General features: G+C 41.4%; 13 protein-coding genes. 11 read left to right on the forward strand and 2 right to left on the reverse strand.

Going from position 1 to position 14837, the window contains the following annotated elements; all coding sequences use genetic code 11:
• The first annotated feature begins 140 nt into the window (after positions 1–140).
• Complete coding sequence (rpmI, locus tag BUF11_RS10375; RefSeq protein WP_073588759.1) at positions 141–338, forward strand: 50S ribosomal protein L35; 198 nt, start codon at positions 141–143, stop codon at positions 336–338.
• Between the two features lie 28 nt (positions 339–366).
• A complete protein-coding gene (gene rplT, locus BUF11_RS10380) occupies positions 367–723 on the forward strand; it encodes a 50S ribosomal protein L20 (RefSeq protein ID WP_073588760.1) in 357 nt (118 codons plus the stop codon).
• 203 nt (positions 724–926) lie between these two features.
• On the opposite strand, the gene BUF11_RS10385 is transcribed toward rplT, so the two are convergent.
• Positions 927–2114, reverse strand: a complete 1188-nt coding sequence (locus BUF11_RS10385) for an Acg family FMN-binding oxidoreductase (protein ID WP_073588761.1) — start codon at positions 2112–2114, stop codon at positions 927–929.
• Between the two features lie 27 nt (positions 2115–2141).
• Entirely contained in the window at positions 2142–2798 is a 657-nt protein-coding gene (locus BUF11_RS10390) for a TetR/AcrR family transcriptional regulator (RefSeq protein ID WP_073588762.1), read from the reverse strand.
• A gap of 274 nt (positions 2799–3072) precedes the next feature.
• Here BUF11_RS10390 and BUF11_RS10395 point away from each other — a divergent pair, with 274 nt between their 5' ends.
• The 9 genes from BUF11_RS10395 (at position 3073) to BUF11_RS10435 (ending at position 14656) form a co-directional block, all read left to right on the forward strand.
• Positions 3073–4170 (forward strand): GntR family transcriptional regulator, encoded by a 1098-nt coding sequence (locus tag BUF11_RS10395; RefSeq protein WP_073588763.1) that lies wholly within the window; start codon positions 3073–3075, stop codon positions 4168–4170.
• Positions 4171–4601: 431 nt separating this feature from the next.
• Positions 4602–5480, forward strand: coding sequence for a carbohydrate ABC transporter permease (locus BUF11_RS10400; RefSeq protein WP_242952356.1), 879 nt, complete (start codon positions 4602–4604; stop codon positions 5478–5480).
• A gap of 10 nt (positions 5481–5490) precedes the next feature.
• Positions 5491–6357 (forward strand): carbohydrate ABC transporter permease, encoded by an 867-nt coding sequence (locus tag BUF11_RS10405; RefSeq protein ID WP_073588765.1) that lies wholly within the window; start codon positions 5491–5493, stop codon positions 6355–6357.
• Between the two features lie 31 nt (positions 6358–6388).
• Positions 6389–7711: an ABC transporter substrate-binding protein gene (locus BUF11_RS10410; protein ID WP_073588766.1), complete on the forward strand. Its 1323-nt coding sequence runs from the start codon at positions 6389–6391 to the stop codon at positions 7709–7711.
• 148 nt (positions 7712–7859) lie between these two features.
• Entirely contained in the window at positions 7860–8873 is a 1014-nt protein-coding gene (locus BUF11_RS10415) for a glycoside hydrolase family 76 protein (protein WP_073588832.1), read from the forward strand.
• A 32-nt stretch (positions 8874–8905) separates the two neighbouring features.
• Complete coding sequence (locus tag BUF11_RS10420; protein WP_073588767.1) at positions 8906–10024, forward strand: glycoside hydrolase family 76 protein; 1119 nt, start codon at positions 8906–8908, stop codon at positions 10022–10024.
• 11 nt (positions 10025–10035) lie between these two features.
• Entirely contained in the window at positions 10036–11322 is a 1287-nt protein-coding gene (locus BUF11_RS10425; RefSeq protein ID WP_073588768.1) for a glycoside hydrolase family 125 protein, read from the forward strand.
• A 129-nt stretch (positions 11323–11451) separates the two neighbouring features.
• Entirely contained in the window at positions 11452–12948 is a 1497-nt protein-coding gene (locus tag BUF11_RS10430) for a response regulator transcription factor (RefSeq protein ID WP_073588769.1), read from the forward strand.
• A complete protein-coding gene (locus BUF11_RS10435) occupies positions 12926–14656 on the forward strand; it encodes a sensor histidine kinase (RefSeq protein WP_073588770.1) in 1731 nt (576 codons plus the stop codon). Before BUF11_RS10430 ends, BUF11_RS10435 begins: the two co-directional genes overlap by 23 nt.
• Positions 14657–14837: the final 181 nt, after the last annotated feature.

The following is a 14837-nucleotide window of genomic DNA, read 5'->3' on the forward strand; positions in this document are numbered from 1 at the left end:
GATGGGCTAACATCCGTTAGCCTGTGTTTCTTAATACTAAAACAAGGTCATGATGGATTTTGCAGGTGTCATAATAATAAAATAAAACAATAGGACAACCATTAGGGAACTTATTGTAACATAATGAAGGAGGAAATATCATGCCTAAGATTAAAACCAGTAGATCAGCAGCAAAGCGCTTTAAAAAGACAGGTACAGGAAAATTAAAGAGAATGAAGGCATACAAGAGCCATATCTTAACAAAGAAGAGCACAAAGAGAAAAAGAAATCTTAGAAAAGCAACTATAACGGGTGCGACTAAAGTTAAAAATATGAAGAAGATTATGCCTTATCTATAAGATTGGGTGCGAAGGAGGGAAATAGAACATGGCTAGAATTAAAGGCGGCTTAAATGCTAAGAAAAAACATAAGAGAGTATTAAAACTGGCAAAAGGTTACAGAGGAGCCAGATCAAAACAATATAGAGTAGCAAAACAATCCGTAATGAGAGCATTAACCTCTTCATTTGCAGGAAGAAAGCAGAGAAAGAGACAGTTCAGACAGTTATGGATCGCCAGAATCAATGCAGCTGCAAGAATGAATGGAATTTCTTACAGCAAATTAATGCACGGCTTAAAGGTTGCCGGCATAGAGATTAACAGAAAGATGTTATCTGACATGGCTATTAACGATCCTGCCGGCTTCACAGCTTTAACAGAGCTTGCAAAGTCCAAGGTCGCTTAATCTATAAAGAGAATACAAAAAAGAGCCTTTTAATCATTAAAAGGCTCTTTTCTTTTAATCTTTTATTAGGAGGTTATGTTATGAATCTAAAGGAAAGATCTAAAAATCTTAAGGCAGTCATTCCGGCAATAGTGCTTGCAATGAAGAGTAACAGCATGGATTCTGATGGCACTCCTGGTCGTTAAATTGATTTGGTGTTAGGTTTACTTCATCAAAAGACTGGTCACATCCTGCCTCATACTTCGTGGGGCATCTGACGTGGGATATCCGAGCCTCATAAGCATCTGTATGGTTCCGCCTTCTCCGTACTGTTTCTGTATATCTGCATATACCTCTTTCATTTCATCATATTCTTCCAGAACCTGACTTAAAGGCTGCATCACAAGTCCCATACTGTGAGCTTTCAGAATACAGTAACTGTAGGCCATGCCGCTTTCTACCTGACTGAAACGGCTGTTATCTTTTGAAATCAGCAAAAGATAAGAAGGAGTATTGGCAACGGATTTTTTTGTGGAGGAGATAAAAGTATCTTTTTGAGCCTTACCGCTGTTCATAGAAGGGAATATAGTTACGATACCTTGCAGGATATGCTTCATAAACCCGGAAGTTCCCTGGCCCTCCACGGAAAAGCCGTAGCGGTACTTATTTTTCTGGTATTCGTTGGAACGGAATATGACTTCGGTTTCCGTCATAACCCGGCTGGTATTGGCTTCAATTTGGGCAGCCTTTACGGCAAAATCGCCTAAAACGGCAAGTTCTGATTTATTACTGCGGATATTTGCTGTTATACCGTCAAAATCCTTTGTATCTTCTAAAGAACTCATATCTTCTAAGGGCAGAACTTTATTCTGATAATCTCCTCTGTTGGTATCGGGCAGAAAAATAGCATCATACAGCATGGTTTTTACGGGAGCTGCCTTACTTAGTGTAATTTTTGCTACCGGGTACGCATCCATGCTTTCATATAAATGGTCTTCGTCATAGGTACCCTCTGGGAAAAGACTTATGGTAACAGGGGTGCCAAGTTCATCTCCGGTAATTTTTACATATTCCAAAAAGGTTCCCTGACTTATCATCATCTGCCTTGCAAGCGGGTCCACCTCTTTCGTGACGCGGGAGCTGTCTGCATACAGGTAGAAAACAGAAGAATCCTTCTTATCCAGCCTGATCTTCCAAGGCTGCATATTATGTCCGTTTGCAGCCAACAGGCCACAGGCAGAGAGTTTAAGCCTCGGGTCTTCAAAGCGGTTCTGGTAGGCATTACTCCAAGGTTTTAAATAGTCGGAAGGCATAAAGATGCCGCTGATTGCAAAGAGGGTAATTAATACAGCCACAAGCAGGATAATGGGGGATGAAATGATAATCATTAATTTCTTCTTTCCTTTCTTCATAAATACCTCTTTTCTACTGTCAAATCATCAGTTGTTCTTATTTAGTATGGAACCAAGGATAAGGGAATAGGAGCCATTTATCAGCTCTTCGCCTGTGAGGTTATAATAGTTCTTTAAATAATTTTCCTTCTTATCAGCAGTATTAAATATCCCAAGGGTGCAGGACCATAATATCAGAGCTGTTTTTTCAGGATTAAGGACAGAGAGAAATGTTCCATCTGATATTCCTTCTCTTAAAAGTTTAATTAAGTGCTTAAGTACTTCCTCGCCCAATTGGTAGCATTCCTCTTTGGACTTTGAGGTAATGGTACTGGAAAAATCAATCTCCCTGTTCTGGTATTCCATTATGGCCTGGAAATGGTGGGGATACTCTTTGCTAAAGGAGTAGAACTTGTAAAACAGAGCCTTTAAACCTTCCAGTGGATTCTTGCTGCCGCTGTCAGCATTTTCTGAAACCAGCATAGCGAGAAAAAGACGGTAGCCCCTTGTCATAATCTCAAAATATATCTGTTCCTTGCTGCTAAAATACATATACAGCGTTCTTTTGCTGAACTGGGCTTCCTTTGCCACATCATCCATTGTGGAAGCACTATAGCCCTTGGTAAAGAAGACATGTTCGGCAGCCTGAATAATATCATCTTTTCGGATTTCTTTTTCTTTTGCTTTTCTTTCAATAGTGCCCATTTCATCGCCTTTCACTTAAGTGCATAAAAGTAAACTGATAGTTTACTTCATATTAGACTTTTATATGAAATATGTCAAGTCATTTGTTTTGTATTTTTTAGATTTGTAACTCGATTCTTCAAAATATTCTTTATGGAATTGCCCTAAGATTGATAAGGGGATGAATTGACAAGTCAAGCGCAGCATGCTAGAATGTAATAAATGATATATCATTAATAATCAAAATCCGCATTTGATTGGAGTGTGCGCCAAAGCGCGCCACATGGAGGCTGGCATGAAACAAAGACCGTTGTATGAAGAAATTTATAATGAGATATATGATGCTATCCGAAAAGGAGAGTATTTAAAAGGGGATAGAATACCATCCGAGAAGGAACTGGCAGAGAAGTATCATGTAAGCAGGATTACAAGTAAAGCAGCGTTGGAAAAGCTCTCCGAACAGGGCTACATAAGACGTTTACCGGGCAAGGGGTCTTTTGTTACGGTACCAAAGGAAGAAGAAATGGCAGGTTCGAAGAATATACCCAGAAGAGGAAGATTAATCGGCGTTATCATGGATGGATTCGGTGCCAGTTTCGGTTGTCAGATTTTGCTGGGAATTGAGAATGAGTGTGAGAAAAGAGGGGTTAATTATGTACTCCGCTGTTCCTTTGGAAAATTAGAGGAGGAATCCAAAGCCATTGATGAAATGATAGCTTTAGGAGTGGAAGGGATAATTATTATGTGCGTCCACGATGAAAATTATAATTCCAAGGTATTAAAGCTTGTAGTGGAGGATTTCCCGGTAGTGGCAATTGACAGAAGATTAAAGGGGATACCGGTATCCTTTGTAGGGACGGACAATGCTGCTGCTTCCAAGGAACTGACAGGGTATCTGCTTGACAGGGGATACCGCAATATCTGCTTTGTCTCCCCGGATGCCATTGACACACCGACAATAGCAGAACGGCAGAGCGGATTTGTGGAATGCTGCATGGAACGGGGACTTATAACCAATGAATCAATGTGGATGACTGATTTAAGGGCTACTCTTCCAAAACACAGAACAGAAGAGAACTTAAAAAAGGATATTGAGAGAATTTCTGATTTTGTAAAGGAACATAAGGAAACAAATGCATTTTTCGTTGTAGAGTATGAACTTGCAAGAATCGTTTACCGCGCCTTATGTAAGCTTGGGCTGGAAAAAGAGAGACCGGTTGTATGTTTTGATGAGGTCAGCAATATTATGAATGAATTCAAGTTCACACATATACGGCAGGACGAAGACGCAGTCGGTGTGAAAAGTGTGGAGCTGCTGGATGCTAAAATCAAAGGTGATAAGAGCATTAAGACCTTGCTTGTTCCATACGCTTTGATAGAAGCAAATGAATAAAGGAAGTAACTGTCCGGTCACGAATAAAAACAGTAAATTTATACAAACTATTTTAGGTAAATCAGCAGCTGCTTAGCGCAGCTATTGGTTTACCTGTTTTTATTGGACTGAATAAGAGCGGCACTACCCGGATAGCTGTGTTTAGCATATGAAAATAGAAACAATGATATAAATGATATAAATAATATAATAAATATTATTTATATATTGACAATGGAACTTTTAGATGCTAATATATGTGTATAATAGCTGAAAGGAAATAATCCTTATGGAATATACATGTCATAATATACAATAAGACATCCGTATTATACGGAGAAAAGGATAAAATGACGGCGAAGTATTTTGTTATATGATATATCAAATATAACAAGATGGCGGAAAAAGAAGATTGAAAGAAAATGTAACAAAGAATGAAGGGGGACATACAATTGAAAGATAAAAATAGGATAATGAGAAAACAAAATCTCATAGGAAGGTTATTCGTAGCGCCGCCGGTATTACTGTTTCTTATATTTACACTCCTTCCCATGGCAATGGCTATCGGCTTGAGCTTTACAGATTATGATATCATCAATGCTCCGAAATTTTCCGGACTACATAATTTTAAGAAAATGATCCATGATGAATTTTTCTGGATAGCCCTAAGAAATACCTGTTATTATACGGTTCTTTATGTACCCCTGGGCTTGCTGTTATCTCTTGGTACAGCCTTGTTCCTGAATTCGGAAAGAAGAATGGTGGGCTTGTTCCGTACTTTGTTTTATTTGCCGGTCCTTTCTTCATCGGTTGCCACAGCCACACTGTGGTTTTGGATTTTAAATCCCCAGCTCGGTCTTCTTAACGGAATTCTTGGAATTTTCGGAATAGACGGACCTGCCTGGCTTTATGATTCCAAGCTGGCGATGCTATCCATTGTTATGATGAGCTTATGGGCCGGATTTGGCGGGAACATGATGATTTTCCTGTCGGGGCTTAAGGGAATACCGGGAACCTACTATGAGGCGGCTAAAGTAGAGGGAGCGGGAAGACTGCAGAGATTTCGTTATATTACAATGCCTTCTCTTACAAAAACGACCTTTCTGGTATCAACCATGCTGATAATCGGCACCTTTCAGGTATTTGACCAGGCCTTCGTACTGACAAAGGGCGGACCGGGAAATGCTACTATTACCCTGGTATACTATATATACAACAACGGCTTTAACAATCTGAATATGGGATATGCTTCTGCCATATCTCTGGTCTTATTCCTGATAATCGTTACAATGACAATAATCAACCAGAAGATAAATAAGGCTGAAATATAGGAGGATAGATATGCGGACAAAGAAAACATTTGGTGATATATCATGGTATGCGGGAGCCTGTCTCATTGCATTGGTAACGGTTTATCCGCTTTTATGGATGGTGGCGACCTCCTTAAAGCCGGAAAAAGAGATATTTTCAAATTCTCTTTCCCTGCTGTCAAAGAATTTTTCTATGAATAACTATAAGGATGTTTTTGATACGATTCCGTTCTTACGGTATTTTATCAATTCCATGGTACTGGCGGTAAGCGGCGTTGTTACCAATGTATTTTTAGGAGCTCTTGCCGGTTATTCCTATGCAAAGTTAAAGTTTAGCGGAAGAAAGCTCTCCTTTGCAATTCTCCTTTCTTCCATGATGATTCCGGGAATTGTTACGATGATACCGCAGTTTCTGGTATTGAAGTATTTTCCGCTGGTTGGAGGAAATAATATTTTCGGACAGGGCGGCAGAGGATTTATCAATAATTATGCGGCAATTATATTGCCCGGTGCAGTAGGTGCCTTTGCCGTATTCTTTATGAAGCAGTTTTTTGAAACGCTGCCGGATGACCTGGCGGAAGCTGCAAGAGTTGACGGATGCAGCGAATTTAAAATATTCTGGAAAATTTATTTGCCGCTGATAAAGCCGGCAGCTATGACACTTGGCATTATGACATTCCAATCCGGATGGAATGCCTTTATGTGGCCGATGATTGTACTGAACTCCAAGGAAATGATGACCATTCAGGTGGGTCTGTCAACTTTCCAGTACCAGTATAATACCAGCTACGGTCCGCTTATGGCGGGAACCGTTATTGCCACCTTGCCAACCTTGCTGCTCTTTGTATTTGCGCAAAAGTATTATATACAGGGAATTGCTTTTACCGGCAGCAAATAATTTTTATATTTATTAAAAAGGAGGAAGATATATGAAAAAGAATGCAAAAAGCAACTTAAGAAAAGCCGCTGCCTTGCTTCTTACTATGGGGATGGTGGCAGGTATGTTATCCGGCTGCGGTTCTTCGGACAAGAAGAATGTTCAGGATACATCATCCGGAGATAACAGCACGGATGGTAAAACAGTAGAAATTACAATGTGGGGTTCCTGGGGAGGCGATCAGGTAGGACAATTGGATAAGCAGCTGGATGCCTATAACAAATCACAGTCCAAATATCATATCACCTATGCGGTACAAGACAGCATGGAAGAGAAGCTTTTAACTGCAATCGTAAGTAACGAAGCACCCGATGTGGTATTGTGGGACCGTTTTAATACCAGTGTATATGCACCGAAAGGCGCTTTTACCCAGCTCGATGACTATGTAAAGAAAGACAGCATTGATATGAGCAAATTCTACAGTCCTGCTACGGATGAGCTGACCTATGACGGAAAGCTTTATGGAATTCCTTTAACAGTGGATACCAGAGTTATATTTTACAACAAGGATATGTTCAGTGCAGCAGGCATTGACCCGGCATCTATTACAACTTGGGACACCTTACGGGATGCTGCTGTTAAATTAACCAAGAGAGAAAATGGAAAACTGGTGCAGGCTGGTTTCTCCTTAAAGGATGTAGGACTTTTTAACAACTGGATCCAGCAGGCAGGAGGCAAGATGATTGATGATTCTTCTGCGACCGCAAAGGCAGCCTTTAATTCCGATGCAGGTCTTGCTGTATTAAAATACTGGAATCAATTATTGAATGAAGATAAGGTGTATGACCTTGGTTTTGAAGATGGATTTGGCGGGGACGGCTTTAAGGCCGGTAAGGTTGCTATGACCTTTAACGGTCCCTGGACACTGCAAAGCTATAAAGAAGCAGGTGTTAATTTTGGCGTAATCGGTCAGCCGGAAGGTCCCACAGGCGCTAAATCGGCTATGATGGGTGGTTTTGGTCTGATTGTTCCCAATAAAGCAAAGCATGCAGATGCAGCATGGGACTTTATTAAGTGGTGGACTACCAAGCCGGAAAACGGTGTGGAATTTGCCAAGATCAGCGGAAATCTGCCTGCTAATATAGATGCTGCCAAGGATCCTTACTTTATGGATGACGATGTACTTAAGGTATTCTCTGATACTATGAGCTATGCGGGAATACGTTCCAAGGTGCCCGGCTATTCTGACTTGGAAGGCCTTGCGCTGATACCACAGCTGCAAAAATATGTAGCAGGTGAAATCAGTGCGGAAGACGCACTTGCCAATGCCCAGAAGCAGGGAGATACCATACTGGCAGAAGCGGCCGGTAAGTAACTTAGTAGGAAGGCTGCAAACCTTATGGTAGAAGAAATAATAAAATAAGGCTTTGCAGCTTTCTTACAAATTAAAAACGGCAGAAGTATTTATAAGGCAATACTGCGGATGTGTCTAAGAATGAATGGATACCGGAAAAGAGGTTGTTATGTATAAAATAGAGGATTACTGCGAAAAATTGCAGGATAGTCTCATGGAGTATTTCTGGGATGAGAAGGAGGGGGTATTTCAGAATCATTATCCCTTGCAGGAAGAGGAGAACTGGATTTACTGGTGGCATGCCCATGCCATAGACTGCCTGTTAGACGGATACCTAAGAACGAAGGATAAGAAATATCTCATAAGGGCAGAAGCGGAGTATAACGGGGTTTTTATAAGAAATGGGAATACGTTCCTTCATAACTGGTATGATGACATGGAGTGGACGGCTTTGGCTATTCTCCGGTTTTTTGATGTGACACAGGATAATAAATATAAGGATCAGGTTCTTTTATTGTGGGAAGATATAAAAACAGCCTGGAATGAAGATCTTGGGGGAATGGGCTGGAAGAAGGACCAGCGTGATTACCGCAATACTCCGGCCAATGCACCGGCAGCTATACTGGCTTACCGCCTGTATCAAAGATTTTTAAAAAAGGAAGACCTGGAGTGGGGAGATAAAATCCTCTCCTGGAATCTTAAAAATCTGACAGACCCTGAAACTGGCTTTATCTGGGACGGTCTTAACCGTCTGGGAGACGGAAAAATTGATTATGAATGGAAATATACCTACAATCAGGGAGTTGTTATAGGAGCTTTACTGGAAAGGTATGAGATTCAGAAAGAAAATGCTGACTTGGAGCTTGCGGTGAAGATAGCGGAAGTAACCAAAGGGGAGTTTACAGCTGCTTGCAATGGAATATTTCCATATGAAGGAGTGGATGACTGCGGCCTTTTTAAAGGGATATACATAAGATATCTTAATCTGCTGGCAGAAAAGTCAGAAGAGCATAGTGAAATAAAAAAGACAATACAGCAGAATGCAAGCTGCCTTATAGAACGGGGAATTAACAAAAACGGACTTGCAGGCGGGCACTGGGATGCCCAAGAAGAAAAGTGCGTGGATTTAGCCCAGCATTTAAGCGGAATTATGCTGCTTGAAATGGCGTACAGGTTAAGTTAGAACCAGTGTGCAGATACAGGGAGATAATAGATATGAAAAAATTCAGGAGAGCTATTATTTTTTCAGTTATACTAATTCTGGCGGCGGCGTGCATTCTTGGAGGCGTACTTATAAGCAATAGTATGACGGGAGGTAAAAAGGACAGAATGGCAGATAATATAACAGACACAGAGAAAAAAACGGTGCCGGATTTGAATACGGCAAAAAAAGCAATGGATGTTTTTCTTACAAATTTCTATGTAAAAGAGGGAGACGGCGGTTATATTGCAGGAGAAGACTTCTGGCAGCAGGCAGAAATATTTGAGATAGTAATAGATGCCTATGAGCAGACAAAGGATAAGAAATATCTGGACTTAATGGATGAAATGTACCGCGGCTTTGTGAAGGAACACGGGTCAGACTGGTCTTCTAACGAGTTTAACGATGATATTATGTGGATGACTATCGGCTGTGCAAGGGCGTATGAGGCAACCGGACAGAGTGAATATTTAGAACAGGCCAGAAAGCATTTTAAAATTGTTTTTGACAGGGCGTGGAGCGAGGATCTGGGCGGTGGACTTTTCTGGAAAACAGAGAATAAGACAAAGAATTCCTGTATCAACTGTCCGGCTGTCATTGCAGCCTGCCTTTTGCATAAGATAACCGGCGAGGATGAATACATAGAGAAGGCTTTGATGATTTATAAATGGGAAAAGGAAAATTTATTCGGAACAACAGGAGCTGTTTTTGATGCTTATGATTTAACAACAGGAGTCAATCAATGGGCTTCTACCTATAACCAGGGTACCTTTATCGGCGCGGCTATGATGCTGTACCAATACTCGAAGGATGAAAGCTATTTAAAGGATGCCGTACTGGCTGCCGATTATACGGTAAATACCATGTTTTCAGGGCAGATAATGAATACCGAAGGAGATGGCAGGGATTTGCCGGGATTTAAGGGAATACTGGCCAGATGGATGGGCAAATTCGTCAGAGAATGCGGACAGGACCAGTATAAGGACTGGCTTGAAAAGAATGCACAGGCGGCCTGGAATAACCGCAACACCAAAGGAATCATGTGGACCTTGTGGAACCAGAAGACAGAGGATACTTTTTATTCTGCCTGGGGCTGTTCGGCAGGAGTGTCCATGCTGTTTAACTGGGAATAAAGGAGAAACTTATGATAAAAATACCGGAAATCTTACTGGAAAAGGCAGGGGAGGTGGAAGCATACTATAAGGCCGCCTGCCCGGATATGGCTCCTTTTGTAAAGCAATGCTTTTTAAATACCATAGAGACCACAGTAAAGCAATTAGAGGACGGAAGCTATTTTGTAATTACGGGTGATATACCGGCTATGTGGCTAAGAGATTCAGCGGCACAGGTAAGGCACTATGTAAGATATGCAAAGGAAGATAAAGAACTGCAGGAAATTCTGGAAGGAGTCATTCAAAAGCAGACAGAGCTGGTTGCCATTGACCCCTATGCCAATGCTTTTAATGAGAGTGCCGATGGCAGGGGACATCAGGATATCACCCGGTTAAATCCCCATGTGTGGGAGAGAAAGTATGAAACAGATTCACTGTGCTCTCCCCTTTACCTGGCATATCATTACTGGAAGGAAACAAATAGGGAGAACATATTTACCGAGGGTTTCCTGACAATGTTAAAGCTGGTATTAAAGGTATTTCGTACCGAACAGAACCATGAAAGCTCTCCTTATTCCTTTCAAAGGCAGCATTGCGCCAAGACAGACACACTTATCAATCAGGGAAAGGGAAGACCTGTCAATCACACCGGCATGACCTGGTCGGGGTTTCGCCCCTCTGATGACTGCTGTAAATTCGGCTATCTGATTCCTTCTAATATGATGGCAGTGGCGGCATTGACCTACGGAGCGGAAATACTAAGGGAAGTCTATAAGAATAATGAACTTGCCATGGCATATACGGGTCTGGCAGAAGAAATACAGGATGGAATATCAGATTACGGAATCGTAGAGCGCGGAGGATATGGCAGGATATATGCCTATGAGACAGACGGCTTTGGCAATTATAATCTGATGGATGATGCCAATTCGCCAAGCCTTTTGGCAATGCCCTATCTAAACTATTGCAGCAGGGAAGATGAGCTTTATAAAAATACCAGAAGATTTGTGCTGTCAGGTGAGAATCCCTATTACAGCTGCGGAAGCTTTGCCGCGGGAATAGGAAGTCCTCATACGCCAAAAGGAATGGTATGGCATATAGGAATTATCATGCAGGCACTGACCTCTGATAGCGAAGAGGAAATAAGGAGCTGTTTATCCATGCTTTCTGCCACCCATGATAAGACTTACTTTATGCATGAAGCTTTTCATCCAGGTAATCCAAGTGAGTATACAAGACCCTGGTTCGCCTGGGCTAATTCGCTGTTAGCGGAGCTCTTGATAACCTTAAAGGAGAAGGATTTTTTTGCTTCCGTTTAATTCTATAAAACAACAATGAATGCTGTGCCATAAATCTGTCAGGATTTGTGGCACATTTTTTAACCTGTTTTTTTGTGAAAGACTTTGCTATAATAAAACCATATGGTATTTGCCGGAGGAGGTTATGCTATGTATAGTGTTTTATTGGTGGAGGATGAGAAAATCGAACTGGATACCCTAAGGGATTATATCAATTGGGATAAGATATTGGTGGACCGGGTCTATACGGCACGTAACGGCCGCAGTGCTCTTGAATGTATTGTACAAAATGAACCTGATATTATGATAACAGATATTCAGATGCCTATTATGACAGGGATAGAACTTGCAAAAAGAGTACGGGAAGAAGGATACAAAACAAAAATCATATTTCTTACCGGCTATGATGACTTTGAATATGTGAAGGAAGCCTTTAAGGTACAGGCAGCAGATTATATCCTAAAGCCCTTTATGACAGAAGAGGTGGAGAAGCTGCTTTTAAGGATAGAGAAACAGATAGAAAGTGAAAAAACAGCGGAAGTATCCGTAAGTGTGGCGGCAAAGCAGATGATAGAGCAGCTGTGCAGAGGCGATATGAAAGAGGAAAAAGCAAAGCGCCTTTCTATCTGCTATTTCCAACGTCCTTTAAATGAAGTGACCTATGGGCTGCTGGCCGTATACGGTGCAGAGGCAGAAGAGCTGCTTCAAAGGAATGGGGACAATCTGGGGGAGGTGTACCACTTATTTTTGATAGGGGACGTCTTAGTAGCAGTTTTGCATAGTCATCTGTATTTTTGGGACGGCGCCAAAAGAATACAGAGTATACTTGGAGGTAATTACAGTATAGCCTGCTTTAAAGAGAAAATACCGCTACTTAACCTAAAGGAAAAGACGAAGCAGTTAGTAAAACTGAAAGAGCGTATATTCTTTGAAACAAAGGGCGGAATTTTTGATGCGGGTAAGGAAGAGTGGGATAAAAACAGCAGACAGGCAGCGGACAGCGGACAAGCCTCTGAACGGAAGGCAAACTTTTATAAAGCGGTTAAGAATGGTGAAAAGGACAGGGCAGAAGCGGGGCTGCGGGCAATTCTTGCAGATTTTACCGCACTTAAAAAGGATGAGTGTATCAGGCAGGCCTATGGCTTTTACTATGAGCTTAAGAGCAGTCTTGTAGCAGGGGACCCCCAGCTGACCCTCTGGATGGCAGAAAGAGAAGAAGACTGGGAACAGAAAATACTGGGAGGCAGGTATTGGGAGGATATATTGGAAGCATTGGTTTGCTATTGCGACGGCATACTTGCTTTTTTTACAAAGCAGCACAAAGATCCGAATTATCATATAATTGCCCGAATCAAGGAATATCTGGTGCGTAACTATTCAGGAGTATGCAGTGTGGAGGAAATGGCCTTAGAAGTGCATCTTTCACCAAATTATCTTAGAAGCCTTTTCAGGGAAAGCATGGGACAAACGATATTGGAATACGTAACAGATTACAGGCTTTTAAAGGCCTGTGAACTTCTAAAGGACAAAACATTACGGGTAAAAGAAGTCGGCAGGCTGGTGGGATATGAGAATGAATCATATTTTAGTACGGTCTTTGCAAAGAAATACGGGGTAACGCCAAATGAATATCGCAAGATGGTTTAAAAATATTAAATTTATCTATAAGCTGATGGTGGGTTATGTTATCTTTGCCATTTTACCCATGATTATTGTAACCGGATATAACAGCCAGAAGACAAAGAATATCCTGTTAGAGGAGAGCTACCGGAATATGCGCCAGTCCCTGGGACAGATCGGACAGAATCTGGATTCTTCCCTGGAGGCATACAAAACGGTAATGGATATATTGTACACAAACCAAATGTTTAACGGCTATCTTGTAAAGGATTATACAAATTCGGATTATTGGGAGATGTTCAGTTATATTGATAACCTGTTAAGCAGTATTATGCTGGTGGAATCCAATATTGCCGGTATCAGTATCTACAGCAATAATGATACGCTTCCCAGTGATAATTACTATTTTTATAATGAAAAGGAGCTTAATCAGGATTGGCTTAAGAGTGCACTTTCCTCCAAGGGAAACCCGCAGGTAGCCGGAATCATCTCCAAGGGAAAGAAAAATTATGTTGCATTGGAAAGGCTTTTAAATTATTACCACTACAGTGATGTCAGAAATATACTGCTTTTAAAGATTGATGGAAGTTCCTTTAACGACCAGATAAAAATAACCAACAGCAACCAGGAAGTCTACTGGGTCAACGGCCAGGGGCAGATAATGGCTTCTTCCGATAAAGAGGTTATTGGAAAAGGAATGGGAAGTATAACAGAGAACTGGGAGGATATACCGGTAAGCGGGAAAGGCAGTTCTCTTGACATTGAGGGTATCTCCAAGATATGCACAGCCCGCAGCAGTCTTTATGGAACCAGGCTTATTATGATGGTGAATCAGGAATCCTTAGTGGAGGCTACAAGGGAGGTGGCAAGGGATATTATTCTTATTTTCTTTGTCAGCTCGGTAGGAATGTTTCTGTCTATTTATTTGTACAGCAGATGGATATCCGGTCGGGTAAATAAGGTGGTCTATGCGGCTAAGAAGCTGGGAGACGGAGAATTTGACTATCTCTTAAAGGATATGGGAAAGGATGAGATCGGCATCATTGCAGCTGCCATCAACACCTTAAACAGTAAGATACAATTACTGATTGCCGAGAATTACGAAAAGAAGTTAAAAATAAAGTCCAGTGAAATGAATCTTTTACAGGAGCAAATCAACCCACATTTTCTTTATAATGCTCTGTCCGTCATTTCCTCCATGGCAATGCGGGAAGGCGGTAAGAAGACCATGATGAGTGTCCGGTATCTGGCGAATTTCTACCGCATATCCTTAAATAAGGGAAAGCAGGTGGTATCCGTTCAGGAGGAAGTGGAGCTGTTGCAGAACTATATGAAAATTCAAATGCTCCGTTTTGAAGACACAGTGGAAATCAACTATGAAGTAGACAGAAAAGCCCTTGCTTTTCGGACAATTAAGCTTCTCTTGCAGCCTCTGGTGGAAAATGCCATCCATCATGGCAGAAAGGATGAAGAACAGATTCTTCACATCCGGGTAACCGTAGCTCTTACAAAGGACCGCCTCATTTTTGAGGTAAAGGATGACGGGATTGGAATTGAGACAGAGAAGTTTGAACGGCTAAGAAAGGAGTTAAAGAACTCGGAAGAAGGATATGGCCTTAAAAATGTAGATATCCGTGTGAAGCTAAATTACGGTGAGCAGTATGGTGTCAGTGTAAGCAGTACTTATGGTACCGGAACCTGCGTCAGAGTGGAGATTCCCCAGGTATTTTCTTAAAAATGGATGGAAGTTATCAGTGAAAGACCCGAAGAAGTAAGCTTAAGGAAAATATTAAGCAGCTTCTTCGGGTCTTTTTATGGAGAAAAGGATATACACGGACTACAGCCAGGATGAAGCAGCAGGGGGAAAATCGTTAAAAATTGATAGAAAGTGTTAAATATCAAAATTCCTATGGCAG

This window comes from Anaerocolumna xylanovorans DSM 12503 (assembly GCF_900143645.1).
GTDB lineage: Bacteria > Bacillota > Clostridia > Lachnospirales > Lachnospiraceae > Anaerocolumna > Anaerocolumna xylanovorans.